Raw genomic sequence first — 26602 nt, forward strand, 5'->3', positions numbered from 1 at the left:
GGCCGGTTCAGCCCGCGGTGGTCTCGGCGGCGAGGTGGTCGAGGACCGCCCGCACATCCCCACCGGTGCGTGCGATGACCCGGCGCTGTCGGGCCGCGCCGGTGCCGTCGCGGCGCAGCCGGGCCAACTGCTGCTGGACGTACGGCAAGTCGCCGTGCCGGATCAGCGCGGAGGTCACCGTGCTGAACAGCTCCTCCACCAGGTCCCACGCCGGACGCGCACCGCCACCGCGCAGATCGATCAGCCGGCCGTCGAGCCCCTCGTGAGCAGCTCGCCAGTGAGCCGCCGCGAGCAGGCAACTCCGCAGGCGGGGTGCCGGAACGCCGGCACGCACCTTATCGGCCATGGTGGCGACCAGGGCTCGCACCAGAGCCGCGACCAACACCGTGTCGTCCACCCCCGGGCAGACGTCGCCGACCCGGATCTCCACGGTGGGGTAGCTGGCGGACGGACGGGCGTACCAGTAGACCATCGCCGCGTCGAGCATGATGCCCGCGTCGACGAGTTCCGCCACCGTCGCGGCGTAGTCGGCGAACGAGGCGAAGTACGGGGTGGGCCCGATGCTCGGCCAGCGCTCCAGCTGCATGGAACGCCAGCTCGCGTGGCCGGTGTCCGCGCCGTCGTGCAGTGGCGAGTTGGCAGTGAGCGCCTGCACCACCGGCAGCCACGGACGCAGGTGGTTGCAGACCTGCACCGCCAGTTCCCGGTCCGGCAGGCCGACGTGCACGTGGCAGCCGCACACGGCCGGATCGTGCGCGACCGGACCGAAACGGCGGGACATGGCACGATAGCGAGGTTCATCCGGAACTGTCCGGTGCGGTTCGTGCACCGGAGTGGCTCCGACCGCGACCAGCTGCGCTCCCGCCGACCGCGCCGCCTCCGCCGCGGCACGTCGCAAGGTGATCAGGTGCGCCCGGAGATCGGCCAGGTCGGCACAGACCGGGGTGACCATCTCCACCATGCTGTGCCGGAACTCCTGCCGGCTCTGGTTGCGGGCCGCACCGAGCAGGGCCGTCAGCACCCGGTCGGCGACCGGCAGACTCTCCCCCGTCTGCGGGTCCAGTAGCAGGAACTCTTCCTCCACCCCGAGGGTCAGGCGCGCTGGCGCGTCCACGGCACTCAGGGACGGTGCGATGGACGGCTGGTTCGTCATCGTCGGCGTACCCTCCTGCCGGCGACGGTCACCGCCGCCGCACTCGCGCGACTTCCCCACCAGAGCTCCGGCAAACGGCAGCCACCGAATGACCGGGCGGGCTCGGTCTGCACCGAGCCCGCCCGCTCCGGCTGTGCCCAAGCCGGACCTGCATGCCGTCAGCGTTGCAGGGTCAGTACTCCCGGCCGGTAGGGCAGCAGGCCGTAGTCGCCGCCGGAGTTGGGGTCACGGCCTTGGTAGAGCAGTTGTAGGTTGCAGGGGTCGATGGTCATGGTCTGGTCGGCGTTGGTTCGGATCAACTCACCGTGGCTGATGTCGTTGGTCCAGGTGGCGCCGCTGTTGGCCTTGCCGGCGAACGGGTTGCTCTCGCTGGTGGCCTGGGGGGTCCAGTTGCCGCCGAGGCTGGTGGCGGTGAAGGACCGGAAGTAACGGCCCTGGGAGCCGATCGCCTCGACGATCATCAGGTACCGCTGCTGGCCCTGGAGCTTGTAGACCTGGACGCCTTCGAAGAGGTTGTTCGTCGTGTCGGTCATGATCGTGGTGTAGTTCGACCCGAAACTGCCCGGGAAGTTCCCGATCGGCATGCTCGCCCGGTAGATGCGGCCGTTGTCGCCAGCGAAGAACAGGTACATGTTCTGCTCGTCACCGATGAGCGCCTGGTCGATCGGGCCGGTGTTCGAGTTGGAGATGCTTCCGGTGAACAGCGTCTGGTGCGCCGACCAGCTGTTGACATTGGTGGGGTTCGTCGAAGTGCGGTACGAGAACGCCGGCCCACCCCACTGGTACGCCAGCACCCAGACGTTACGCGGGGCGAAGTAGAACAGCGAGGGAGCGACCGCCGAGAACGGCATCTGGTTCTGGCTGGCCGAACCCATCTGGTTCCAGTTCGAGAACAGCCCGAAGTTCATCGAACCCCACGACGTACCCGTGTCGTGCGTGGTCCCGTAGACCAGGTGCTGACCGTTGTACGGCGCGTGCGTGAAGTCCTTCAACGACACCCAACCCGACCGCGGCTGCGCCAGCGCTCCAGTCGACGACCACCGGTACGACGACGGCAGGTTGCACGTACCCGACGGCGGCGGCGTGGTCGGCGTCGGGTTTCCGCCACCATCCACCCGGACGAGCTGCCACTGCTGGTTGGCGCCGTTCCAATCGTCGTACTGCACGATGTTCCCGCCGTCGGCGGTCGAGGCGCCCTGCACCTCCAGCACCTTGTTGCTGTTCCGGTTGATCAACCGGACGTGGCCGCCATCGGAGTCGGCCAGCCGGAACTGCTGGTTCGCCCCGTTGTGGTCGGCCCACTGGACGATGCTGGCACCATTGGCGGTCGACCAGTTGTAGACGTCCAGCACCTTGTTCGACAGCCGCGACTTCAACCGGTAGTAGCCACCGCCCGAGTCCACGAACTGCCACTGCTGCTGGTTGCCGTTGTTCCGCGACCACTGGGTGATCCGGGCACCGTCGTTCGTGGCGAGGTTGTACACGTCGAGGGCCTTGCCGCTGTTGCGGTTGACCAACACGTACCAGGCGTTGGTGTCGACCGTCGCGGCTGCGGCGGGTGTCGAGACCGCCACTGCGGCGGCGCTACCGGCCACCACCGCCGTCACGCCCGCTGCGGCGACCCGCAGCAACCACCTACGCTGCCGCGAGGGCGGCGGGATAGCTGGAGACCTACCAAAGGCAGACATGTTCCTCCTTCAATGACCGAGAGCCGGCCGGTCCACCCGAGGATGGGCACACCGCCGAGCATCTGCGCGGTTCGTGTTATCGCTAACATGAATGTCGGGGCGTCCCCACGCGCGCCTCGTCCACTGGCCCGACGAAGCAGGCTTGCCCGGTAAGCCGTAGGCATCGCCGTCCTTGACCATCGACTGTGGGCGATAACATGCCGTTCGTCAAGACGTAATGTCCCGGAATCACAAGGTAGCGACATCGCGGAACTATCAGACACCGGCCTGCCGCCACCTCGGCGCAACCACTCACGGACCACCTGTGGCGCCCCAGGCCGCCCCGAGCGGCCGAGCTTTCCGCCGAGCACCCATGACCGCCTGCATGGTTACGCTAACATCGATGGTTAGCCATTCGTTGGAGTGCCGCCAACGGACGCGTACGCCAACCGGCGGCCCCCCCAGAGGCATGCCGAACCCGGCCGGGCGGGTTCGAGGCCCGAGGCGGTGGTCCGGGCTCAACCGGCACGGTCCTACGAAGCGGCGTCCAACATTTTCCCCAGCAGGCCGTGAAGCTGACGCTGCTCCTGGTCGGTGAGCAGCGCCAGCCGCTCGGCCGGGAACTCGAACGCGCCCCGGACGACGCGGCGCACCTCACGCCCGGCCGGGGTGATCGACACGCGCTTGATCCGCCTATCCTCCAGGTCGGGCACCCGGGCGACCAGGCCACGGGCCTCCATTCGGGAGACGAGCTGGGTGACGTTCGAGGCGTCGCACCGCAGCTCCGAGGCGAGCTCCCCCATCGGGCGGCTGTCTCGGGAGAGGTGTTCGAGCAGGCATGCCTGTGCGGCACTAAGCCCGGCGGCCTGCGCAGCGCGGTCGTAGGCTGCGTCGTAGGCGAAGACGAGATCCCACACCTGCCGGGCAAGGGCGTCCGCCACCTCGGTCATCAGCTCAGATTAGTTGACTCGCTCAGGTAACGCTGCTTTAGTGGGCCGGGAAGCTTTAGTGAATCAACCAATAGGTGGTGCCACGTGAAGAGTCCGAGTTCGATGGGGGCCGGCGGGCCCCGAGTGCTGGTGACCGGAGTACGCGGCAAGACGGGATTGCCGTTGGCCAGGCTACTTGTCAGGCAGGAGGGCGCTGACGTACTCGGCGGCAGCAGCAACCCGGGCTCGGTCGACATCGACGGCGTGCGCCCGATCGCCTTTTCCTGGGATGACCCGTCCGGGTGGAAGGCGGCGACCGAGGGCGTGGACGCCGTTTACATCGTCCGGCCCGACCGTGCGGACGCGCCGGACCTCATCGGCGCGCTCCTCGACGAGACGCCCGCCGGTACCCGAATCGTCCTGCTGTCCGAGCAGGACGCCGACTACATGGGCACCGACGGATGGGCACCGCGGGCCGAGCGGGCGGTACGCGACAGCGGCCACGCCTGGACGATCCTGCGGCCCAGCTGGTTCATGCAGGTCTTCACCGACCCGCGCTTCTACCGTGACCCGATCACCGACGGGGAGTTGTCGTTCTCCAGCGGTGGTGCCAGCCTGGCCTGGATCGACGCCCGGGACATCGCCGCGGTGGCCGAGCGGGCGCTGCGGAACGAGGAACACGCCGGCCGGGTGTACGAGCTCACCGGCCCCGAGGCGCTATCCCTCCCTCGCACCGCAGAACTGATCTCCGCTGCGGCGGGTCGTACCGTGACCGTGCGCGAGATGACGATCGACGAGGCCGTGGACGGGACCACCGGCTTCGAGCGGGAACTGTTCACACTGACCTTCCAACGCGTACGGGCTGGCAGCTTCGCGCAGGTCACCGACTCCGTCGAGCGGGTGACCGGACGACCCGCGCGGTCTCTGCGGGATTTCCTGGCCGACGCCGGTCCGCCGTTCGGGCAGGCGACCTGACACCTCGGCCAACATGCCGGAAAGTCTGCTCGACCATGTGCAGCGACCGGGTGGTCGCGGGCGTCGAGCGTGCGGTCGGGCCGGGTCTCGGTCATGTCGTTGCCCTGTCGACGGCTGGCGGGCCCCGCCGTCAACTCGTCGGCATCCGCCGCCGGATCGCCGGCCGGTGGGTAGCCAGTGCCACGGAGTCCAGGTCGGTGACGACGGTGTCGAGCAGCCGGTCGATCCGTGGTTGCCCGTCGGCGGTGTTCCGCAGCTCGTCGATGATCATCGCAAGATAGGTGTCGAAGGCGGGACGATTCGCCAGGACCCGCACCGTGCCGTCGTCGTCCCGTACGATCCCGACCGGATCGGGCCGTGTCGCGAGCCGGCGGAGCAGGTCATGCGCCTCCTGAACGGCACGTACGGCGGTGGTGACGTCGTTGGACGCGGGAGACAGCGCACGCGTGGCGATGTCCGCCAGTTGACGCAGACCGAACCCCACGTCCTGGCCCGGTGTGCGCTCGACGTCGATGGTGACCGAGTTGGCGACGCTTTCCGCGGGCAGTGTGCGGGGCTTTCCGCTGGGCAGTCGATGACAGTGCAGCAATGGCGCCCCGGCGACCACGAAATCTCCCGGCGCCGGTACGACGGTGATCGCGCAGTCGTGCTCCCGAGCCAGCCGGGCCAGCAGGGCGAGGTCGGCGCTGGTGACCAGACCCGCCGCTGCGGCCGGCACGACCTGCACCACCTCACCCGCGATCCAGGCCGGCTCCTCGCGGTCCGGCACGTGCCGATCGATCGTGCGTCGGGTCTGCGCGCCGATCGCGACGATGATGTGCCCCACCCGCATCACCGTGGTGATGTGGTGCAGGTAGTAGATGAACATCGCGGTGCTGGCCAGCACGAGCGACATCGACACGGCGAGCGAGAGTTCGGGCAGCCGCTCGCTGTCGCGGGCCGGCAGCGCGGCCAGCACCACCATCGCGAAGAGGAACGTCGCGACGAACGTGCCGAGCGTCGACTGGATGACCCGGTCCTGAAGGAACGTGCGCAGCACCCGCGGCGAGTACTGGCTGCTGGCCAGTTGCAGCGCCACGACCGTGATGGAGAAGACCAGCGCCGTGAACGAGATCATCGCCGTGATGATCGACGAAAGCAGAGATCGGGCACCGGCGGGCCCGCTGGGCAGGATGGTCTCGACCGGCAGCCGCAGCCGCAGCTCCAGCACGGACAGCCCGATGGCCACCACGACGGCACTCACTGCGAAGAGCGCCGGGATGAGCCAGAAGCTCTGCCGTATCTCGGCGAGCCGGGCGGCGGCCGTACGGGGCCGGCTCACGTCGCCGTGGCCTTGCGCTCTCGATCGGCGCTGAGGAAGAGAGCGCCGAAGGCCCCGGCCAGGGTGCCGAACACGACCATCGAGTAGATCGCAGGTACCAGTTCGACGACCTGGGCGAGCACGATCAGCACGAAGAGCACGCCCAGGGCACCCATCGGCTTGTCGAGCCGTCGGGCGACGCCGTGCAGTACCGCGTCCTCAGGCGCCCGCTCGCCGTCGCTGGGCGGGCTCATCGCCGCGCCGACCGGGCGATCCGGCCGGGGATTGGCTCCGACGGCTCGACCGGATGTCGGCGGCCGGTGTCACTGTGGCCCGACCGGTGCCGCCCGTTCACCGGCACGTCGCCCGCGCGCGCTGGCTCGTGATGCCGTGTCGGAACGATCGGCGGGTCACGATGCGGTCCTCCCGGCGGTCGTGCGGCGAAGCCGTGGTCGGCGGCCTGGCTGGACCGCTACCCGAAATCCTCGGCGACAAACGTCGTGCTGCCGATCTCCGCCGACCGTCACAGTCACGGGCAGAGACCGTCATCGGTTCGTCGTGTTGGCCGCCGTGGCCGCCGGGTAGGGCAGTCCTAACAGACGATCCCCTGAAGGAGTCGGCCATGACCCACCCCTGGTTCTTTCCCCACGACCTGCCGCCGCTGTTCAACGCCGAGCCCACAGACGAAGACACCCGACTGGCCTGTCAGCTGCTCACGAGCATGCAGCAGGATTCACGCCTGCGCCACGAACGCATCTGCATCGAGGTGCAGAACCGGGTGGTGGTGCTTGACGGCACGGTGAGCACGGCCGAGGTGAGCGCCGAGGCGCACGCCCTCGCCTGGCGCACACCGGGAGTACACGACGTCAGCAACCGGCTCCGCCTCCTGGGCGAGTGACCCGGACCGGGCCAGCTCTCGTTCTTTTGCGAATCCCGCATCCGGGTATGTCGCCACGATGGTGCTGAACAACCCTGCCGATCTGGTCCGCCTGCTCGTGATCGCGGCGATCATCTACCCGGCGCTGGTGGTGATCCTGCGGGTTTCCGGCAAGCGGACGTTGTCCAAGCTGAACGCCTTCGACTTCGTGGTCACGGTCGCGCTGGGCTCGACGCTGGCGACGATCCTGCTCTCGCGGGACGTATCGCTGGTGGAGGGAATCCTCGCCCTGATCCTGCTGGTGACCTTGCAGTACGCGGTCGCGCTGCTCGCCGTACGCTGGCCACCGTCGCAGAAGGTGCTCAAGGCCCGGCCCACCATGCTGCTCCGGGACGGGCAGCTACGAATTGCGACGTTGCGGTCCAACCGGGTGGCGGAGAGCGAGATCCGGCAGGCCGCCCGCAGCCAGGGCGCGGGCGACCTCCATGACCTTGCCGCCGTCGTCCTGGAGACTGACGGCAGCCTGAGCATCATCACCCGCGAACGACTCGGTGACGGCAGCACCCTCGTTGACGTGCGCGACGAGGGACGGTAGCCGGCCGAGCGTCGGCTCCGCCGCAGAGCCGGCGTCAGCCCTCGATCGGTGGTCGGTCGATGTTGAGGTGGAATGCGCGCTCCTCGGCCTCCTGACGCGCCGCGACGAAGTCGCGCTGCCAGTCCTCAGCGTCGTCCGGGATGCGGGCGACCACGTGCTCGCCGTGTACCCGCCCGTCCGCGTCGGTCAGGGTGACACCGACGACGGTGTGCCCGCGCCCCGGGATGGCGTAGTGGCGCACCGCCCAGCGGGCGGACATCTGCGCGGCATGACGTCGGCGTCGGGCACCGCCCGTCAGGACCACGGAAACCAGCAGGACGGCGGTCAGCACGACGACGGCGACGGCCAGAAACGCGACGATCCGCACCCACCCGAGGCTACCCCGCCGCCTGCCGGTGGTGCAGCCTACGAGGACGTCACCGGGCAGGCCCGACCACCCAGCTCCGACAGCCCTCGGCTCCGACCCGGTCGTCCCGGGCCGGAGCCGAGCTGCGCCTGGCGGTCGGCTGGATCAGACGATGTTGATGTCGCTGCACCACATGTAGGTCTGGTCCATGTGCGACGCCTTCCAGATCACGAAGAGAACGTGCTGGCCGCTACGCCCGGACGGGATCGAGACGTTGAACGAGATGTTCTGCGTCGGCGCGTAGCGCCCGGTCTGCAGGATCTGGTCGATGTTTCCCCAACCGACGCGCTGCGAGTTCGGATTGAAGCCCTGTTTGGTGACGTAGACCCGGAAGAAGTCAGCACCGTGGCTGGCCTGGTCGTAGAACCGGAGCGTGAAGTTGCGGCTGACGTTCGTCGCCTTCCAGGCCCCCGGCTGGTTCACGGTGTCGTTCCTGGAAAGGGCGTTGCTGCAGAGCTGTCCGTCGGGCGTACGGGCCTGGTACTGCCCGCCGAGGCCGTCCCGCAGCTGGCTCATCCAGTTCCACATGGTGTCGGGGTTGGCCTGGAACGCCCGGTAGCACATCGGGTCCTGCGTCTGCAGCGCCGGATCCATGTGCCGGTGGCCCCAGTTCTGCCAACACTGGTAAGCGCGGGTCGCCGGGTTGATCACAGTGCCGTGGGCCTGGGCGGCACCCGTCCAGGGCAGCATGGCGGCCACCACGGCGAGAGCCAGGACAAGCACCCGGACGGCGGGCCGGGATTGCCGGCCGGATTGGTGGGGATGGTGTGAACGCACGGTGCATCCTCCATTTCTGACGCGCTCACCGGGACGGGTTTGGGAGCGCTTCCAGCGAGTATCACACCAATCGGACAAGATATCAATGATCGTCTATTCATATCGGATGTGTGCTTTCGTCTGGATCATGGCTGGTAGCGGTAGCCCATGCCGGGTTCGGTGATCAGGTGACGCGGCCGGGTGGGGTCCGGTTCGAGTTTGCGGCGCAGCTGGGCCAGGTACTGGCGCAGATAGCCGGTTTCGGTCTCGTAACCCGGCCCCCACACGTCACGGAGCAGTTGACGTTGACTGATCAGCTTGCCCGGATTACGCAGCAGCGTTTCGAGGACTCCCCACTGCGTAGGGGTCAGTTTGATCTCGGAGCCGTCGTCACGGATGACGGTGCGGGCGGCGAGGTCGACGGTATGCCGCCCGAGCTGGACGGTGGGGCTGGCGGTATCGACCGTCGTGTGCCGGCGGGTCACGGCGCGGATGCGGGCAAGGAGTTCGTCGACGCCGAAGGGCTTGGTGACGTAGTCGTCAGCGCCGGCGTCGAGGGCGGTGACCTTGTCGTCGCTGCCGGCTCGACCGGACAGCACGATGATGGGTACGGTCGTCCAGCCGCGAAGCCCACGGATGACGTCGACGCCGTCGAGGTCGGGCAGGCCGAGGTCGAGCACGACGAGATCGGGTGGGTGGCTTCCGGCCGCCTTGAGCGCGGCGGTGCCGGTGGCGGCGACGTCGACGTCGTAGCCGCGGGCGCGCAGATTGATGCGCAGGGCACGCAGGATCTGAGGTTCGTCGTCGACGACGAGGATCCGGGTCATTCCTGCGGACCCTCCGTGACTGCGGTCGGGGTCGCGGCAGGCAGTCTCAGCACCATCGTGAGACCGCCGCCGGGGGTGGTCTCGGGATTGATGCTGCCGCCCATGGCCTCGGCGAGCCCCCGGGACAGCGCCAGCCCGAGGCCGACGCCCGTGGTGGTGTCACGGTCACCGAGACGCTGGAACGGCAGGAACACGTGGTCCCACTGATCCTGAGGGATGCCGGGGCCGGTGTCGATGACACGGAGTTCGACCTGACCGGAGTGGGCGCTGGCGGTGATGGTGGGTGCCTGTCCTGGTGGGCTGTGGCGCAACGCGTTCGCGACGAGGTTGACCAGCACCCGCTCCAGCAGGCCCGGATCGGCGGTGACGGCGGGCAGATCGGTGGGGATGTCGGTGCCGACGTCGACGGCGGGTGGACCGAGTTCGTCCAGCGCCCGGGGTACGACGTCCTCCAGGCCGATCGACGCGACGGTGATACCGAGTGCCCCGGCCTGTAGGCGGCTCATGTCGAGCAGATTTGCCACCAACCGGCCGAGCCGGTCGAGCGACTCGTCGGCGGTGGCCAGCAGTTCGTCCCGGTCCTCTGGATCGAACTCCACGTCCGGACTGCGCAGGCTGGACACGGCGGCCTTCGCCGAGGCGAGGGGGGTACGCAGGTCGTGGCTGACGGCGGCGAGCAGCGCGGTGCGCATCCGGTCGGCCTCGGCCAGCGGCCGGGCGGTCGCGGCCTCCTCGGCGAGGCGCTCCTGCCGGAGCGCGACGGCGGCCTGCGCGGCGAACGCCTCGACGATGCGCCGGTCGGCGGCCTCCAGCCGTCGGCCGCAGAGCACGACGGTGAGCCGGTCGTCCACGGGTACGGCCGTCTCGCCGGCACTCGGGGTGCAGGCTGGCGCCTCACCCACGCTGGCAACGACCCGCCAGGCGTTCTCTGCCCGATCCCGAGCCGGGTGTCCGGCCGCCTCGGCGGTCAGTTCCAGGACGCTGACCGCGCGCAGCGCGAAGGTCTCCCGGAGACGTTCCAGCAACGCCGGAAGAGGGCGCTGCCCGCGCAGGACGCTGCCGGCGACGGTGGCGAGGGTCTGCGCGTCGGCGGAGGCACGAGCCGCCTCGCGGGTCCGCCGGGCCGCCACGTCGACCACCCAGCTCACCGCGACGGCGACCCCGACGAAGACGCCAAGGGCGAGGAGATTGTCCGCCTCGGCGATGGTCAACGTGTAGAAGGGCGAGGTGAAGAACCAGTTCAGCAGCAGGGACCCGCCGAGCGCGGCGAGCAGTGCCGGCCAGAGTCCACCGACGAGCGCGACGCCGACGACCGCAGCGAGAAAGATCAGGATGTCGTTGGTCAGGTTGAGGTTGGGCAGCGCCTTGAGCAGTGCGGTCAGGGCGGGCATGCCCAGGATGGTGAGCGCGAACCCGTACAGCCGGCGCCGCCGGGACAGCGCGGCGGGCACCGTCGGACCGCGTCGGCCACGACCGGCCTCGGCGTGGGTGACCAGGTGTACGTCGATCGGACCGGACAGCGCGGTCGCGGTGACTCCGACCCCTCGGGAAAACAGCTGCGCGAAGCGCCCCCGGCGGCTGGCACCGAGCACCAGTTGGGTGGCGTTGACGCCGCGGGCGAAATCCAGCAGCGCGCCGGGGATGTCGGTGCCGAGCACCTCGTGGTACGTGCCGCCCAGGCTCTCCACCAGCACCCGTTGCCGGGCGAGCTGTGCGGGGTCGGCGCCGGCGAGCCCGTCGCTGCGGGCGACGTGCACGGCGAGCAGGTCGGCGCCCTTGCCGCGAGCGGCGACGCGGGCCGCGCGCCGGATCATCGTCTCCCCCTCCGGCCCACCGGTCAGCGCGACGACAACCCGTTCACGCGCCTCCCAGGTGGCGGAGATGCCTTGTTGCGCCCGGTACGCGTCGAGCTGCTCGTCTACCTTGTCGGCGAGCCAGAGCAGCGCGAGTTCGCGCAGGGCGGTGAGGTTGCCGAGCCGGAAGTAGTTGCCGAGCGCAGCGTCGATCTTGTCCGGGCGGTAGATGTTGCCGTGGGCCATCCGACGACGTAGCGCCTCGGGAGTCATGTCGACGAGTTCTACCTGTTCGGCGGCGCGCACCACGGCGTCGGGCACCGTTTCCCGTTGGATGGCGCCGGTGATCTGGGCGACAACGTCGTTGAGCGACTCCAGGTGCTGAATGTTGACGGTGGTGAGCACCGTGATCCCGGCGGCGAGCAGTTGCTGCACGTCCTGCCAGCGCTTCTCGTTGCGGGACCCGGGAACGTTGGTGTGGGCCAGTTCGTCGACTACGGCCACCTCGGGCCGCCGGGCGAGCACCGCGTCCAGGTCCATCTCGGTGAACTCGGCTTCCCGGTAGGTCATCGCGCGCCGGGGCACCTGTTCGAGATCGCCGATCATTGCAGCGGTGTGCGTACGGCCGTGGGTCTCGACGAGCCCGACAACCACGTCGGTGCCCCGCTCGGCGCGGCGGTGCGCCTCCTCCAGCATCGCGTACGTCTTCCCGACGCCGGGTGCGGCGCCGAGATAGATGCGCAGTTCACCTCGCGCCACCGCACCCCTCCTCGCTCGAAGAAAGGGCCCCTGCCATCGCCATTTGTACCGCAAGGGGCCCTGCCGGACAGCTCAGCGGGCGGGGAACTCCCGGTCGAGCGCCAGGTTGAGTTCCAGCACGTTGACCCCGGGCTCGCCCAGGAAGCCGAGCGACCTGCCGGTGGTGTGTTCCGCCACCAGACGACCGACCGCGGCGGGGTCCGCGGCGCGCTCGCGCGCCACCCGACTCACCTGCAACTCGGCGTACGCCGGGGAGATGTGTGGGTCGAGTCCGCTGCCGCTGGCCGTGACGGCGTCGGTGGGGACCGCGGGGTCGGCCGGAGCGTCACCCCGGATCGGGGTGGCCAACCCACCGGCGGCGACGTAGTCCTCACCGGGCTGGGCCAGTTCCACCGGCACGCCCTCGTAGCTGGTGAGAAACGGGGTGGCCGGCGCCACCTGGTTGACGCTGACCACCCGGGTCACCGGCCCGCTCAGTCCGTCTGCGCGGAACACCGCGAGCACCGCGCCGACCCCGTCGACAGTGCAGTAGGGGCGGCGTCCGTCCACTCGTTCCAGTTCGCCGACCGCCCTGCTGCGCTCACAGACCTGGGTGAGCAGGCTCTGCGTCGACTCCTCGGGGTCCGCGGCGATGGTGTCGACCACACTTTCCGGGCCGAGGTTGCTGGCAGCGGTCGCGGTGGGGTCGTAGCCGTCACCGGCGGCGGACGGACGGGACTGGAAGTAGCGCGGGACGGGGTTGCCGTCCGGGTCGGTGAAGGACTGCCCGATCAGCGCGCTGCCGACGGTCCGCCCGTCGGCGGTCAGCAGCGATCCGTCCGCTCGGTCGGCGAGGCCGGGTAGCCGACCGACGGCGACGAGCGCGAGGGGGTAGGCGAAGCCGAGCAGGATGGTGAAGACGAGTAACGCGCGCAGCGCGGCGAGGTGTCGGGCGAGCCAGGTGGGCAGGCGCATCACGAGATCCCTGGGATGAGCTGGATGAGCAGGTCGATGAGTTTGATGCCGACGAACGGCACCACGATGCCGCCGAGTCCGTAGACCAGCAGGTTGCGGCCGAGCAGCTTCGACGCGGCGGCCGGCCGGTAACGCACGCCGCGCAGAGCGAGTGGGATCAACGCGACGATGATGATCGCGTTGAAGACGACCGCCGCGAGGATCGCCGACTCGGGGCTGGACAGCCGCATGATGTTGAGGGCGTCCAGACTGGGGTAGATGCCGGCGAACATGGCCGGGATGATCGCGAAGTACTTCGCGATGTCGTTGGAGATGCTGAACGTGGTCAACGCCCCGCGCGTGATCAGCAGTTGTTTGCCGATCTCCACGATCTCGATCAGCTTGGTCGGGTCCGAGTCGAGGTCGACCATGTTGCCGGCCTCCTTGGCGGCCGACGTACCGGTGTTCATGGCGACACCGACGTCGGCCTGGGCGAGCGCCGGAGCGTCGTTGGTGCCGTCGCCGGTCATCGCGACCAGCCGGCCGCCCTGCTGCTCCTTACGGATCAGGGCGAGCTTGTCCTCCGGAGTGGCCTCGGAGAGGTAGTCGTCGACCCCCGCCTCGTCGGCGATGGCCTTGGCGGTGCGCGGGTTGTCACCGGTGATCATCACGGTCCGGATGCCCATCGCGCGCATCTCGTCGAACCGCTCCCTCATGCCGGCCTTCACCACGTCCTTGAGGTGGATGACACCCAGGGCGCGGGCAGGTTCGCCGTCGACGTGCTCGGCGACGACCAGCGGGGTACCGCCGAGGCCGCTGATCTCGTCGACGATCTGGCCGACCTGTTCGGTGGGGTGACCGCCGTTCTCGCGTACCCACTTCATGACCGCGGCGGCGGCGCCCTTGCGGATGCGGCGGCTGCCGCCGCTGTCCGCCGTTCCGAGGTCGACGCCGCTCATCCGGGTCTGCGCGGTGAAGGGCACGAAGGTGGCCTGCGGGATCAGTCCCGGCTTCCGCTCGCGCAGACCGAACTCGTTCTTGGCCAGCACCACCACCGAGCGGCCCTCGGGGGTCTCGTCGGCGAGGCTGGACAGCTGCGCGGCGTCGGCGACGGTCTCCGACGGCACCCCCTCGACCGGGACGAACTCGGCAGCCTGCCGGTTGCCCAGGGTGATGGTGCCGGTCTTGTCCAGCAGCAGTGTGTTCACGTCACCGGCGGCCTCGACCGCCCGGCCGCTCACGGCGAGCACGTTGCGTTGCACGAGCCGGTCCATGCCGGCGATGCCGATCGCCGACAGCAGCGCCCCGATCGTGGTCGGGATCAGGCAGACCAGCAGCGACACCAGCACGATCCCGCTGACTCCGGCGTCGGTGATCGCGCCGGTGTCCGCGGCGGCGGCCTGGAATTCCTTGGCGAAGATGGCCAGCGGCTGGAGGGTGACGACGGCCAGCAGGAAGATGATCGTAAGCGCGGCGAGCAGGATGTTGAGCGCGATCTCGTTCGGGGTCTTCTGCCGGTTCGCGCCCTCGACCAGGTTGATCATCCGGTCGATGAAGCTCTCTCCCGGCTTCTGCGTGATCGTCACGACGATCCGATCGGAGAGCACCTTCGTGCCACCGGTGACCGCGCTGCGGTCGCCGCCGGACTCCCGGATCACCGGGGCGGACTCACCGGTGATGGCCGACTCGTCGACGCTTGCGATGCCCTCCACCACGTCCCCGTCGCCGGGGATGATCTCGCCAGCCTCGATCACGACGATGTCGCCCTGCTTCAGCTGTGGAGCGGGCACCGACTCGGTGCGGTAGGTGCCGGGGGCGGCGCCCGGGGTCCAACCGAGGGCGCGGGTGGCGACGGTGTCGGTCTTCGCCTTGCGCAGGGCGGCGGCCTGCGCCCTGCCCCGCCCCTCGGCCACGGCTTCGGCCAGGTTGGCGAAGATGACGGTCAGCCACAGCCACCCGGTGATCGCGACCGCGAACACCGATGGGTCCGCCACCGTGAGAACGGTGGTGAAGAGCGCCCCGATCTCGACGATCAGCATGACCGGGTTGCGCCAGAGGGTGCGCGGATCCAGCTTGCGCAGCGCGTCCGGCAGCGCCTTGAGCATCTGCTTCGGGTCGAGCAGGCCGCCGCCGACCCGGTTGCCCTGGGTGGCCGGGGTGCCGGCGGTCGCCGCGTCGGCGGTGCCGTGTGGCGCCGGCGTGGAGGTGGTCATGTCCTGCTTTCTCATGATGGTCACAGCCCTTCGGCCAGCGGGCCGAGCGCGAGGGCGGGAAGGAAGGTCAGCGCGACGAGGATCACCGTGACTCCGACGACCAGCCCGACGAACAGCGGCCGGTGCGTGGGCAGGGTGCCCTCGGAGGCGGGGGTGGGTTGCTGGCGCGCGAGGGAGCCGGCCAGGGCGAGCACGAGGATGATCGGCAAGAACCGGCCGAGCAGCATGCACAGTCCCAGCGCCGTGTTCCACCACGGCGTGCTCACGGTGATACCGGCGAACGCGGAGCCGTTGTTGTTGCTCGCCGAGGTGAACGCGTAGAGCACCTCGGACAGGGCGTGCGGCCCGACGTTGAGCGCCGTCGAGTTGTTGCCGGTGGCAAACGCCGCAGCCGAGCCGACAAGCACCAGTGCGGGAGTGATCAGGAAGTAGAGCGAGGCGAGCTTGATCTCCCGCGAGCCGATCTTCTTGCCGACGTACTCCGGAGTCCGGCCGACCATCAGCCCGGCGACGAACACGGTGATCACCGCCAGGATCAGCAGGCCGTACAGGCCGGCGCCCACCCCACCGGGCGCCACCTCGCCGAGCATCATGTTGACCAGTGGCATCATCCCGCCCAGCGCGGTGTACGAGTCGTGGAACGAGTTGACCGCGCCGGTCGAGGTAAGCGTGGTCGCGGCGGCGAAGGTGGCCGAGTTCGACACGTCGAACCGGACCTCCTTGCCTTCGAGGGCCGCGCCAACCGCCTGCGGAACCGTGCCGTCGCCGGTCAGCTCGAAGACATTGGTCAGAGCGACACTGGCGATCGCCAGGATTGCCATCACCGCGACGATCGCGTAGCCCTGCCGCACCTGGCCGACCATCCGGCCGAAGACCCGGGGCAGGGAGAACGGGATCACCAACAGCAGGAAGACTTCCAGCCAGTTCGTCCAGGTGGTCGGGTTCTCGAACGGGTGGGCGCTGTTGACGTTGTAGAAACCGCCACCGTTGGTGCCCAGCTCCTTGATGACCTCCTGGCTGGCCACCGGCCCACCGGTGATGGTCTGGCTCCCGCCGGTCAGGGTGGTGATCTCGGTGCCCGCTGACAGGTTCTGCACCACCCCGCCGGCCATCAACACGATCGCGCCGAGCACCGAGATCGGCAGCAGGATCCGCAGCGTGATCCGGGTCAGGTCGACCCAGAAGTTGCCCAGATCGCCGGTCCGGCTGCGGGCGAAGCCCCGGACCAGAGCCACCGCCACCGCGATGCCCACGGCGGCGGAGACGAAGTTCTGTACCGCCAGACCGGCCATCTGTACCAGGTGACCCATTGTCGACTCGCCCGAGTACCACTGCCAGTTCGTGTTGGTCACGAACGACACCGCCGTGTTCCACGCACCGTGCGCCAACACCGGGTCGAGGCCGAGCGACAGCCACAGGTGGTTCTGCAGCCGCATGAACCCGTACAGGAACAGGATCGAGATGGCGGAGAAGGCGAGCACGGCACGGGCGTACACACCCCAGGTCTGCTCGGCGGCCGGATTGACCCCGACCATCCGGTAGGCGATCCGCTCGACCCGGGTGTGCCGGGTCCCGGACACCACCCGAAACAGGTAGTCGCCGAGCGGCCGGTGGACGGCGGCCAGCGCCACCACCAGCGAGAGGATGAACAGCACGCCGGCTGTGGTCACGGTCATCAGAAGCGCTCTGGGAAGAGCAGGGCGACCACCAGGAACACGGCCAGACCGATCGCCAGCACCAGACCGACGGTGTTGACGGCGCTCACAGCTTCTCCACGCTCCTCACCACCAGGGCGAGCGCCGCGAACAGCGCGACCGTCACCAGCACGAACACCACGTCAGACACGTCTGACTCCTCATTCCGGAACAGGTCCCGCGCGACCGCCATCCGGCCGCGCCGGGCAATCACAACGCCACTCGCCCCTAGACGACAGGGGCTATAACGCGACCATCACGGGGGACCGGCGTTTCTTAACGCCCTTTTCACGCCACCACCCGATCGGGTGGTCCGGGACACAACGGACACCGCTGCCGGACCGGTGGCCGCGCCGGCCCGCCGGCCGTCCCCGGTGTCGGGCCGCGACCAGGAGCGATTGATCACGTAACACCGCCGCAACACTCTTGACCCCCGGAGGTGAGCCCGGCCACCCTGCCGAGGCTAATTCGATTTAGCTGACTGCCGTGGCCGGCCGGGTCATCCACATCGGGCAGGGAGCACCTCAGCGGCTGCGGGTTCGCTGACGAGCGGGCATGGTGGGCCGGCGACGTCCGCCGTCGGCCCACGCGCGTGACCGGAGGGACGGTTGCGTTCAGGGGCGTAGCCACCACGGGCTGGTGTACGCCACTCCGAAGTCGTTGCACGGGTGACCAGCCGGCCCGGGAGTGCCGTTGGGCAGGGACGGATCGGAGATCCGGAGCACCACCCAGTCGCCGTCGGCGACGTTGAGTGGCACCGTGAAGTCGGTGACCCGACCGTTTACCGTGTCGACGACGTCGACGACGGTCGGCGCGGAGGTACCGGGTCGCAGGACCTGGATCCGTAGCGGCTTTCCGTCCCAGGCCGAGCCGCGGTCGAGGTCCAGCAGGAACCGTACGTCGCCGGAGGTCACGTTCAGCACGCCACCCATGCGTACGCCGTTGGCCGTGGCATCCACCCGCAGGCCGGAGACGCGGGTGGCGAAGGAACGACGGGCCGCCATCGCCTCGAACACCCCGGCCCGGGTGTTCTCGGTGACCCACAGGCCGCTGCGCCCCTTACCCTCGTGGAAACCCCAGGTGGTGCCGTGCTCGTCGGTGACGCCCGTGAGGCCCGGCCGCCAGCCGGCGTTGAGGCAGGCCACCAGCGGCGACGTCATCCCGGACGACCAGCCTTCGAACAGGTAGTCGTCGGTGCGATTGAACATCTCCAACCCCACCAGCTGGTCCCGGGCCGCGGCGTTGAACGAGAAGTTGTCGAACCGGCCCAGCTCACGGCCGGGGTGGTTGAAGCTGGCCAGCCCGCCCGGCCGACCCGTCAGCCAGCGGTACAGGCTGCCGGTGCTGCCGGCCCGCCACAGGTCGGCGAAGTCGGCGGTGTTCCACACGTTGATGTGCCCCTGCAACGGATGGGACCACTCGAATCCGCGGATCGCGGTGAACTGGCCCGGGTCGTTCGCAGCGTTGGCGAGGTCACCGGTGGTCCGCCACTCGGAGGAACTGATCCCGTCGATGGCGAAGAGCGTGGCGTGGTCGGTCAGCGCGGCGACGTCCAGACCGGCCTCGCGCATCGAGGCGAACGCGGCCTCGGGGCTGCCGTCGCCGTCCGACGCGACGGTGTGGTTGTGCATGTCGGCGTGGACCAGCATCGTGCCCTGGGTGACCAGGGAGGTCCGAGCGGCGCCGGCCGCCGCGGTCGGGGCGTTGGCCATCGTCGTGCTGGCCGCCCGGGCCGGGGTCGGCAGCGCGGCCAGCATCAGCGCGCCGCCGGTGCCGGCCAGCAGCGCCCGTCGGCCAAGCATCGGCGCGACGTTGACCTGACCGTACGGCACCTCGCCGGTGGGTCGGTGGTCGTGGTGACAGTGATGGGGGTGATGTCCGCTCATAGGCAAACATGAACATGTCTCTACTAGACGATGCCACCAAGCTGGGTCATCGTTCAGGCGAACACCTGCCGTACAGAGCTTCCCCGGCCCCGACCGACGCCTGGCAGCATGCGAGCAGCCCGGCAGCTCACAGCCAGGGGAGCCATCCGCCGTCGACTGGAAACGCCGACTGGCCGATGGCCAGGAGAACGGCCATCGGCTCAGTGACGTGCCGCAGGACAGGCGCCGGTTCAGCCGGATCGGCGACCGGTCTTCGACGGCCCCGTCAGCGGCTCTTCTTCGCCGCCCGCTTACGGGGTGGCGTCAGCAGGTCGGCGATCGCGGCGATCGCGGACGGCACCAGACGGTAGTACGCCCAGACGCCACGCTTGTCCCGCTCCAGCAGGCCAGCCTCGGTCAGGATCCGAAGATGATGACTCACGGTCGGCTGGGAAAGTCCGAGCGGCGCGGTGAGGTCACTCACGGACGCTTCCCCCGTCGGAGACGACTGGATCAGGCTGAGCAGCCGCAGCCGCGCCGGGTCGGCAAATGCCTTCAGCACTCCCGCGAGGCGCTCGGCATCGGCAGGTTTGATCGGCTCGCCGGTGAGGGGCGAGATGGCGGGCGTCGTAGTCTTCGCAGTTCCCACGCCTTGCATCGTTGCAGCAACAAGCACCGATCGGTGGTGAAACGAGGGCTGGATCACCGTGAGTTGTCCGAGAAAGTGCTGATGACGACCTTGGCGCGGGCGTGCTCGGTCTCGACGTAGCGGATCGCGTCGGGTACCTCGTCCAGCCGGTAGGTGCGGTCGATGACCGGGGTCAACTTGCCGGACTCGGCCAACTCCCGCAGCGTCGCGAGGTGCCCCCGGCCTGCCGCCGCGAACGGCGCGACGATGCGGTGCCGGACGAGACGCCCCACCAGCGGCCCCCGGATCAGCAGGCCCATCGGCCCGAAGACACTGCCGCCGGTGAAGACGCCACCGCCGGACAGCAGCAGTATCCCGTCCGGGGTGAGCACCCGCCGACAGTCGGGCAACGACCGGTTGCCGACCAGATCGAGCAGTACCTCGTAGCGGCGGCCGGCGCGCACCGCGTCGGTCCGGGTGAAGTCCTCCCTGGTGTAGTCGACGACATGATCCGCACCGAGTGACCGGACAGGTCGACGTTGCGGGTCCGGCACACCGCGGTCACCTGCGCGCCGTACGCCTTGGCCAGCTGCACCGCGAAGGTGCCCACCCCGCCGGACGCCCCGTTGATCAGGACATGCTGCCCGGCCCGCAGCTCGGCGGCGTCGCGGAGGCAGACCAGCGCGGTGGTGGCAGCCAGCGGGATCGCCGCCGCCTGCTCGAAGCTCAGGTTCGCCGGCTTCGCCTCCACCAGGTTCTCGGCCAGGCACACGTACTCGGCGAACGCGCCACCGGCGGGGCCGGCCTCGCCGTACACCTCGTCGCCGGGCCGGAAGCGGGTCACCGCCCGGCCGACCGCCTCGACCCGGCCGGCGAAGTCCTGGCCCCGAACCGGCGCGGTGGGCCGGCGGAGCCCGAACGTCAGTCGGGACAGATACGGGTCGCCCCGCATGGCGTGCCAGTCGTACGCGTTCACCGAACTCGCCCGCACCCGGACCAGCACCTCGTCGTCGCCGGGCTTCGGGACGTCCACCTCACGCAGCCGCAGAACGTCGGGTGAACCGTACCGGTGCTGCACGATCGCCTTCATCGGAAGTCTCCTCGCCGTCGCGTGTCGAATGCTCTGCCACAGAGCCTGTCGGCACGGGTCGGGCGATGCGTCGGCGTGCCGGCGGCACCGCCGCTACTCCCCGCGCGGCAGCGGGAGGACCGTGCTACTCCCCGGGGAGTACGCCGGGCTGCCACCGTCAGGGCTGCCGACGGCTACGCCGATCGGCCTACAGTGCGACCATGAGCCGGTCGAGCCCCAATGCCGACGTGGCATCCCCCGACGAACGGCCGAAGTCACGGCCAGGGCCGGGCCTGGCAGTGCTGACCGCACTCGCCCAGCCGGTCGGCACCGCGATCGTCGCCGGTTGGCAGCACGCCAGTGTCGGGGTCGTCGGATATGTGTTGCTGGTGTTCAGCGGGTTGGCGCTGGCCGACCGGCACCGGTTCCCGCGGCGGAACTTCCTGATCGTGGTCGCCGCCACCCTGGCGTACCACCTGCTGGATCGGCCGGTCGGGGTGAGTCTGCTGGCACCGATGATCGGTGCGGCGGTGGCCATGGTCGCCGGTCACCGGTGGCTGGTGGCGACGGCGGCCGTCGGGTCGTACGTCATCTGGGTGCTGGCCAGTGGGGCCACCCGGAGCCAGGCGTTGGCAGCGTTGGCGCTGATCGCCGGGGCCGGCCTGGTGACCGAGATTGGCATCCTGGTCGCCGCCGAGGTCCGCAACGGCATCGCGGAGCAGCGCCGGCTGTCCGAGGAGCGGCAACGCCGCCGCGCCAGCGAGCAGCGGCTGCTGATCGCCGCCGAACTGCACGACGTGCTCGGTCACCACCTCTCGCTGATCAACATGCGGGCCGGCGTCGGTCTGCACCTGATGGATCGCGACCCGGAGCAGGCCCGGGCGGCGCTCGACGCGATAGCGCAGTCCAGCGCGGAGGCGCTGCGCGAGGTTCAGGCGGTGCTCAACACGCTCTACCCGACCGGCGAGGCCGCCCCGCGAACCCCCGCGCCCGGGCTGGACCGGCTCGCCGAGCTGACCGAGGACGCCGCGCTGCCGACCCGGACCGTGATCGACGGTACCGTCCGGCCGCTGCCCGCGGCCGTGGACCGGGCCGCGTACCGGATCGTGCAGGAGGGATTGACCAACATCCGCCGGCATGCCGGGACGGGTGCCGCCGCCACCGTCACCATCGGGTACCGGCAGGATGCGTTGGTGGTCGAGGTCGACGACGATGGCGGCGGTGTGCGGCACCCGGGCCCGGCGCCTACGGGGAACGGGATCACCGGGATGCGGGAGCGAGCTGCCGCGTTGGGCGGTGAGCTGACCGCCGGGCCAGCGCCGGACGGTAGCGGCGGCTGGCGGGTACGCGCCACCCTGCCCCTGGGGCGGGACCAGACGCGGGAGGCGACAGCGTGATCCGGGTTCTGCTCGTCGACGATCAGGTGCTGGTCCGGGCCGGTTTTCGCGCGCTGCTGGACGCCGAGCCGGACATCACCGTCGTCGGCGAGGCCGGCGACGGTGCGCAGGCGGTGCGGCTGACCCGGCAGACCGTCCCCGACGTGGTCCTGATGGACATCCGGATGCCTGGGGTGGACGGGTTGGCCGCCACCCGGCAGATCACCGCCGACCCCGAGCTTTCCGGGGTACGGATCGTCGTACTCACCACCTTCGAGCTGGACGAGTACGTCGGTGAGGCGCTGCGCGCCGGTGCCGCCGGGTTCCTGGTCAAGAACACCCAACCGGCCGAACTGATCCAGGGGGTACGGGTGGTGGCCGCCGGCGACGGGCTGCTGTCGCCGAGTGTGACCCGGCGGGTGATCGAGCAGTTCGCCGCCGGCACCGCCACGCCGGCCGCACCTCGGCGGTTGGCCGAGCTGACCGAGCGGGAGCGGGAGGTGGTGGCGCTGGTCGGCACCGGGCTGTCCAACGACGAGATCGCCGCGCGGCTGGTGGTCAGTCCGGCCACCGCCAAGACGCACGTGTCCCGGGCGATGGTCAAACTCGGTGCTCGGGACCGCGCCCAGTTGGTGGTGTTCGCGTACGAGGCCGGTCTGGTCCGACCCGGCTGGTTGCCCTGACTTCGAACCCGGTCGACGGGCCGACACCCGACAATGTCGATCGTTGTCGACCCGACCGGCTGGGGCGGCGCGTCGTCGAGGCCCGGCAGGGCTGGATCGCGATGATCGCCATCGATGACGGATCGGCGTCCGATCTGGGCATCCACCTCAACAGCCTGCATCACCTTCTCACCCAGCAGCTCCTCGGCCGCCGACCGAACCTAGTGTGCCGGGCCACTCGACCCACGTCGGCGGGGTCGGGCGTGGCGGCTACGCGCCCTGTCCCTGGTTCTGCATCAGGCCACCGTCCATGAAGTACGTCGACCCGGTCACGTAGTCGGCGTCGTCGCTGGCCAGGAAGACGGCGAGCTTGGCGATCTCCTCCGGCTGCGCGGCCCGCTTCCACGGGATCGACTGCACCTGCTCCTCCAGGAATTTCGGGTCGTCGATCGCCTGCTGGTTGAACGGGGTGAGCACCATGCCCGGCCCGATGTTGTTCACGTTCATGTGCATCGGAGCGACCTCCAGGGCGATGCTCTTGGCCAGCTCGAGCATGCCGCCCTTGCTGGCGTCGTAGTCGGAGCCGCCGGCCCGGGCCACTTCCTGATGTACCGAGGTGATGTTGATGATCTTGCCGTGTCCGCCCTGGTCGCGGCGGTGTCGAATGAAACGTCGACAGCAGAAGAACATCCCGTACAGGTTGGTCCGAATCGCCCGGTCCCAGGTCTCGGTGTCCAGGTCGGCGACCGGGATGCCGGAGGCGTCGACACCCGCATCGTTCATCAGGATGTCCAGCCGGTCGAACTCCGCGAGGGCCTCGTCGAACATCGCCTCGACCTGATGCTCGACGCTGATGTCACCCTGGACCACGACGGCCCGCCGACCGGCCTTCTCGATCTCGGCCTTCGTGTGGTTCGCGCCCGCGTGATCGTGCAGGTAGTGCACCACGACGTCGGCGCCTTCGCGGCCGAACTCGATCGCGGTGGCTTGTCCGATGCCCGAGTCCGAGCCGGTGATCAGGGCGGTCCTACCTGCCAGTCGTCCGGTCATCAGGGCTCCCTCCCTCGCTGCCGCTCGCGGCTTACCCGCCTGCCCCGCTCCTAAGCGAGCGGGCTGGCAGCCGGCGGGGTACGTGCCGGCCTCCGGTCGCTACGGTGCGGTCCCGTTCTCCACCTGGTCGATGACCCAGGCGGCGTTGATGAGACCGATGTGGGACAGCGCCTGGGGGAAATTCCCGATCTGGCTGCCGTCGCTGCGGTCGATCTCCTCCGAGAGCAGGCCGAGATCGTTTGCCCGGTCGGTCACGCTGTCGAAGATCTGCCGGGCCGCGTCGATCCGCCCGGCCAGCGCCAATGCCTCGACCAACCAGTACGAGCAGGTGATGAAGGCGCCCTCATCGCCCGCTCCCGTCCAGCGTTGCACCAGACCGTCCCGGGTCAGGTCACGTTCGATGGCTCGCACCGTGGCGAGAACCCGCTCGTCGTCGCCGGGCAGGAACCCGAGGATCGGCATGCCGAGCACGCTGGCATCGAGGTGGTCGGACCCGAACGCGCCGGTGAACGCCTCGCTCGACGCGTGCCAACCCTCGTCGAGAATTGCCGCCCGTACCTCATCTCTGGCCTTCGACCATCGCGGGACCGCCGCCTCGGCGTCAAGCTCCCGCCCCAGCTTGACGGCCCGATCCAGGGCCACCCAACACGCCAGCTTCGAGGTCAGGTAGTGCCGCTCGCCCTCGCGACCTTCCCAGATGCCCGCATCCGGCTGCCGCCATGTGTCGGCAGCCCGGTCGGCCAGTGATCGAAGCAGGTCCGCGGCAGCGGGCGACAGATCCGCCATCTGGTCCCGCAGGACCCACGCGGATTCCAGCACCTCGCCGAGGACGTCGAGCTGCTTCTGCTGCCAGGCGTCGTTCCCGATCCGCACCGGCCGGCTGCCGCGGTGGCCCGCCAGGTGTTCCAGGGTGTGTTCGGTCAGATCACGCTCGCCGGCAGCGCCGAACATGATCGGCACGTGGTCGTCCCCGCTGACCGACCCCATCGACGCGGCCATCCAGTCGAAGAACCTGCGTGCCTCGTCGGGACAGGCGGCTACCCACAGCGCCTTGAGCGTGAAGCTGCCGTCGCGCAGCCAGGCGAACCGGTAGTCCCAGTTCGCCGCGCCACCGACCTCCTCCGGCAACGAGGTGGTGGCCGCGGCGACCACGGCACCGGTCGGCTGGTAGGTCAACGCCTGCAACACCAGGGCGCTACGCCGGACCTGCTCGCGGTAGGGCCCCTGATAGCCCTGGTGGATGCGATCCCACGACTGCCAGGCCTCGATGGTGTCGCGTAGGGCGACACGGCCGTCCAGCGGCACGATCTGCTGGTCGGCGGCGCGGCGGTGGTGCAGCGCGAACAGCGCGCTGTCGCCCTCGGCCAGCGTGAATCGTCCGGTCACCAGCGGACCGTCGATCACCAGATCACGATCGCTGGTCAACACCAGCCGGTCGGCTCCGCCGGATATCTCGATCCCCGCCGGCGTCTCGGCGATCGAGGGACTTATCAGCCCGTACTCTGGGCGGGCCGCGACCTCGATCGCCACCTCCACCGTGCCGCCGACTGTCTCGAGTTGCCGCAGCAGGACGTGTGGGGACGTGAAGCCGATTCCGTGCCCGCGTTCGCCGAAGCCGAGACCGAGGGCATCCGTCACCCGCAGCACACCGTCCTGGGTGTGGAACTCCGTACCCAGCACCATCGTCCCGTCCAGGTACTGCCGGACGGTCGTGTACGGCCCGACCGGCCGGATCGACCAGTGGCCACCGGTAGCACCGAGCAGACGCGTGAAGACACTCGGCGCGTCGAATCTGGGCGGGCACCACCAGTCCACGGACCCGTCCGAGGAGACCAATGCGGCACCCTGACAGTCGCCGAGCAAGGCGTAGTCGCTGATCACAGCCACACCCGCGCGTACCCAGGGTGATGCCCGATACGCCATCTTCCGGACTGCTCTCGCCGAGCCGTCCGAGCGGCGCGCAGATCGTTCGAGGTCGAACGTCACCCTCGGCCTGGGCGCACTGGCCGGCTCCCGGGCCGCCGGTGCCGCCGTTGTTCGTCGCCGAGGACGGTCGGTGGCGCTACTCCGGGCACTCGCCCGAGGTTTCCGTGCGCCCCGGTGCCGGGGGCGAACCCACGGCGAACGGGTGGCGGAGCCGCCGCATCGCTTCTTCACTGCCGTCGACACGGGTGCCCGAATCGTCGGATCCGTCGAGGGTGGGTGCGGCGAGAAACAGCGCCGAACCGGGCTTGCCCTTCGATGCCATGCAATTCCTTCGTGGGAGCGGAGCGCATTCACAGCGCGAGATGAACCGGAGGGGCGACGTCGTAAAATCCGACGTCCGTCACGAGCCGGACTGCGGCCTCCCGGTCGCGGACCGACGTCCGCCAGCATCGACAGTACCGCCTCCGGCGTCCGCACTCTCCCGGGACGGATCCCAACCCGATCCGCCCGCCTGCTGGCGACGGTCAGCGGCGGTCGAGCGCCGACTGTAGCCGTTGGATGAGCGTCTTGCGGCCCTTGCCGGCGCGTTCTTCGCGGAGTGCCGCCTTGAGCTGACCGGTGTCGAGGTCACGAACCTGTCGGGTCGCCTCGGCGACCGGCAGTTCGGTGAGCGACACGGACGACGCGGCGTTCCGGCGCGCGCGCTTGGCCGGGCCGGTATTGGCGACATACTGCTTGCCGGACTTCGACGCCTTCCGCTTCTTCGCGTCGGTCGCGCGTCGCTCCTCCGCGGAGAGCTGGTTCCAAGCCTGGTCAGGCAGGTAACGGTCGGTCTCGCCACCATGCCGCGCCCGCGTGCCGCCCTCCCTGGTCCGCCACTTCTGGTCGCCCCACTGCTGCAACGACTTCTGCCGCTCGTCCTTCGGGCCCTGATAGCCGCCACCGCGTTTCTGGTACTCCTTGGTGAGCAGCTGCGACTTGCGCGCCGACCACTGTCCGGGACGGCCGCCCCGGTCGGACGCCTTGATCTCTTCCTTGAGCTGTTCTCGCAGCTCAGGCTTTGTATACCGTGCCATGAGCGCTGGGTACCCGCGGCCGCGCTCGGTACGCACCGGAGCCAGGCTCCGGACGAGTCCGTCCGATGCGCAG

Annotated in this window: 25 protein-coding genes and 1 pseudogene; 5 read left to right on the plus strand and 21 right to left on the minus strand. The window is 69.6% G+C overall.

The features are described 5' to 3' along the window. Positions 1-7 precede the first annotated feature (7 nt). The 3 genes from O7601_RS05605 to O7601_RS05615 form a co-directional block, all read right to left on the minus strand. Positions 8-1153: a glutamate--cysteine ligase gene (locus tag O7601_RS05605; RefSeq protein ID WP_281566803.1), complete on the minus strand. Its 1146-nt coding sequence runs from the start codon at positions 1151-1153 to the stop codon at positions 8-10. A gap of 158 nt (positions 1154-1311) precedes the next feature. Continuing rightward, positions 1312-2841, minus strand: a complete 1530-nt coding sequence (locus tag O7601_RS05610) for a non-reducing end alpha-L-arabinofuranosidase family hydrolase (protein WP_281565175.1) — start codon at positions 2839-2841, stop codon at positions 1312-1314. A 512-nt stretch (positions 2842-3353) separates the two neighbouring features. Beyond that, entirely contained in the window at positions 3354-3770 is a 417-nt protein-coding gene (locus O7601_RS05615; protein ID WP_281565176.1) for a MarR family transcriptional regulator, read from the minus strand. A gap of 84 nt (positions 3771-3854) precedes the next feature. Between O7601_RS05615 and O7601_RS05620 the strand changes: the two genes are divergently transcribed. Beyond that, positions 3855-4724 (plus strand): NAD(P)H-binding protein, encoded by an 870-nt coding sequence (locus O7601_RS05620; RefSeq protein WP_281565177.1) that lies wholly within the window; start codon positions 3855-3857, stop codon positions 4722-4724. Positions 4725-4854: 130 nt separating this feature from the next. Here the strand turns inward: O7601_RS05620 and O7601_RS05625 are convergent, their stop codons facing one another. Next, positions 4855-6045, minus strand: a complete 1191-nt coding sequence (locus O7601_RS05625; protein WP_281565178.1) for a DUF2254 domain-containing protein — start codon at positions 6043-6045, stop codon at positions 4855-4857. Then, positions 6042-6278 (minus strand): hypothetical protein, encoded by a 237-nt coding sequence (locus O7601_RS05630; protein ID WP_281565179.1) that lies wholly within the window; start codon positions 6276-6278, stop codon positions 6042-6044. The genes O7601_RS05625 and O7601_RS05630 overlap by 4 nt, the downstream gene beginning before the upstream one ends. A 368-nt stretch (positions 6279-6646) precedes the next feature. Between O7601_RS05630 and O7601_RS05635 the strand changes: the two genes are divergently transcribed. Together O7601_RS05635 and O7601_RS05640 are read left to right on the plus strand one after the other, a co-directional pair. Beyond that, positions 6647-6922: a BON domain-containing protein gene (locus tag O7601_RS05635; RefSeq protein WP_281565180.1), complete on the plus strand. Its 276-nt coding sequence runs from the start codon at positions 6647-6649 to the stop codon at positions 6920-6922. A gap of 58 nt (positions 6923-6980) precedes the next feature. Further along, positions 6981-7496: a YetF domain-containing protein gene (locus O7601_RS05640; protein WP_281565181.1), complete on the plus strand. Its 516-nt coding sequence runs from the start codon at positions 6981-6983 to the stop codon at positions 7494-7496. A gap of 34 nt (positions 7497-7530) precedes the next feature. On the opposite strand, the gene O7601_RS05645 is transcribed toward O7601_RS05640, so the two are convergent. The 12 genes and pseudogenes from O7601_RS05645 to O7601_RS05700 form a co-directional block, all read right to left on the minus strand. Next, complete coding sequence (locus tag O7601_RS05645; protein ID WP_281565182.1) at positions 7531-7863, minus strand: hypothetical protein; 333 nt, start codon at positions 7861-7863, stop codon at positions 7531-7533. 144 nt (positions 7864-8007) lie between these two features. Continuing rightward, positions 8008-8679 (minus strand): lytic polysaccharide monooxygenase, encoded by a 672-nt coding sequence (locus O7601_RS05650; protein ID WP_281565183.1) that lies wholly within the window; start codon positions 8677-8679, stop codon positions 8008-8010. 125 nt (positions 8680-8804) lie between these two features. Further along, on the minus strand, positions 8805-9485 hold the full coding sequence (locus O7601_RS05655) for a response regulator (protein ID WP_281565184.1): 681 nt from the start codon (positions 9483-9485) through the stop codon (positions 8805-8807). After that, positions 9482-12037 carry a DUF4118 domain-containing protein gene (locus O7601_RS05660; protein WP_281565185.1) on the minus strand — a complete coding sequence of 852 codons (2556 nt, stop codon included), beginning with the start codon at positions 12035-12037 and terminating at the stop codon, positions 9482-9484. The genes O7601_RS05655 and O7601_RS05660 overlap by 4 nt, the downstream gene beginning before the upstream one ends. Positions 12038-12109: 72 nt before the next feature. Then, positions 12110-12991, minus strand: a complete 882-nt coding sequence (locus O7601_RS05665; RefSeq protein ID WP_281565186.1) for a potassium-transporting ATPase subunit C — start codon at positions 12989-12991, stop codon at positions 12110-12112. Next, positions 12991-15183 (minus strand): potassium-transporting ATPase subunit KdpB, encoded by a 2193-nt coding sequence (gene kdpB, locus O7601_RS05670; protein WP_281566804.1) that lies wholly within the window; start codon positions 15181-15183, stop codon positions 12991-12993. Before kdpB ends, O7601_RS05665 begins: the two co-directional genes overlap by 1 nt. 20 nt (positions 15184-15203) lie before the next feature. Further along, a complete protein-coding gene (gene kdpA, locus O7601_RS05675; protein WP_281565187.1) occupies positions 15204-16859 on the minus strand; it encodes a potassium-transporting ATPase subunit KdpA in 1656 nt (551 codons plus the stop codon). After that, positions 16859-16948, minus strand: coding sequence for a K(+)-transporting ATPase subunit F (gene kdpF, locus O7601_RS05680; protein WP_281565188.1), 90 nt, complete (start codon positions 16946-16948; stop codon positions 16859-16861). The genes kdpA and kdpF overlap by 1 nt, the downstream gene beginning before the upstream one ends. After that, on the minus strand, positions 16945-17070 hold the full coding sequence (locus O7601_RS05685) for a hypothetical protein (protein ID WP_281565189.1): 126 nt from the start codon (positions 17068-17070) through the stop codon (positions 16945-16947). Before O7601_RS05685 ends, kdpF begins: the two co-directional genes overlap by 4 nt. 421 nt (positions 17071-17491) lie before the next feature. Beyond that, complete coding sequence (locus tag O7601_RS05690; protein ID WP_281565190.1) at positions 17492-18763, minus strand: CehA/McbA family metallohydrolase; 1272 nt, start codon at positions 18761-18763, stop codon at positions 17492-17494. A 265-nt stretch (positions 18764-19028) separates the two neighbouring features. After that, a complete protein-coding gene (locus O7601_RS05695; RefSeq protein ID WP_093411352.1) occupies positions 19029-19400 on the minus strand; it encodes a metalloregulator ArsR/SmtB family transcription factor in 372 nt (123 codons plus the stop codon). Between the two features lie 44 nt (positions 19401-19444). Then, positions 19445-20460: pseudogene (locus O7601_RS05700) on the minus strand (NAD(P)-dependent alcohol dehydrogenase). A 200-nt stretch (positions 20461-20660) separates the two neighbouring features. Between O7601_RS05700 and O7601_RS05705 the strand changes: the two are divergent. Both O7601_RS05705 and O7601_RS05710 read left to right on the plus strand, forming a co-directional pair. Beyond that, the gene (locus tag O7601_RS05705; protein WP_281565191.1) at positions 20661-21836 is read left to right on the plus strand and encodes a sensor histidine kinase; all 1176 of its coding nucleotides are present in this window, start codon (positions 20661-20663) and stop codon (positions 21834-21836) included. After that, a complete protein-coding gene (locus tag O7601_RS05710) occupies positions 21833-22498 on the plus strand; it encodes a response regulator transcription factor (RefSeq protein ID WP_281565192.1) in 666 nt (221 codons plus the stop codon). Before O7601_RS05705 ends, O7601_RS05710 begins: the two co-directional genes overlap by 4 nt. A gap of 249 nt (positions 22499-22747) precedes the next feature. Here the strand turns inward: O7601_RS05710 and O7601_RS05715 are convergent, their stop codons facing one another. The 4 genes from O7601_RS05715 to O7601_RS05730 form a co-directional block, all read right to left on the minus strand. Next, positions 22748-23527 carry an SDR family oxidoreductase gene (locus O7601_RS05715; RefSeq protein ID WP_093411377.1) on the minus strand — a complete coding sequence of 260 codons (780 nt, stop codon included), beginning with the start codon at positions 23525-23527 and terminating at the stop codon, positions 22748-22750. 99 nt (positions 23528-23626) lie between these two features. Further along, positions 23627-25414 carry a glycoside hydrolase family 15 protein gene (locus tag O7601_RS05720; RefSeq protein ID WP_281566805.1) on the minus strand — a complete coding sequence of 596 codons (1788 nt, stop codon included), beginning with the start codon at positions 25412-25414 and terminating at the stop codon, positions 23627-23629. A 175-nt stretch (positions 25415-25589) separates the two neighbouring features. Further along, on the minus strand, positions 25590-25775 hold the full coding sequence (locus O7601_RS05725; RefSeq protein WP_281565193.1) for a hypothetical protein: 186 nt from the start codon (positions 25773-25775) through the stop codon (positions 25590-25592). A 202-nt stretch (positions 25776-25977) separates the two neighbouring features. Then, entirely contained in the window at positions 25978-26529 is a 552-nt protein-coding gene (locus tag O7601_RS05730) for a hypothetical protein (protein ID WP_281566806.1), read from the minus strand. Between the last annotated feature and the right edge of the window lie 73 nt (positions 26530-26602).

Origin of the sequence: Verrucosispora sp. WMMD573 (assembly GCF_027497175.1) — a bacterium.
Taxonomy (GTDB): domain Bacteria; phylum Actinomycetota; class Actinomycetes; order Mycobacteriales; family Micromonosporaceae; genus Micromonospora.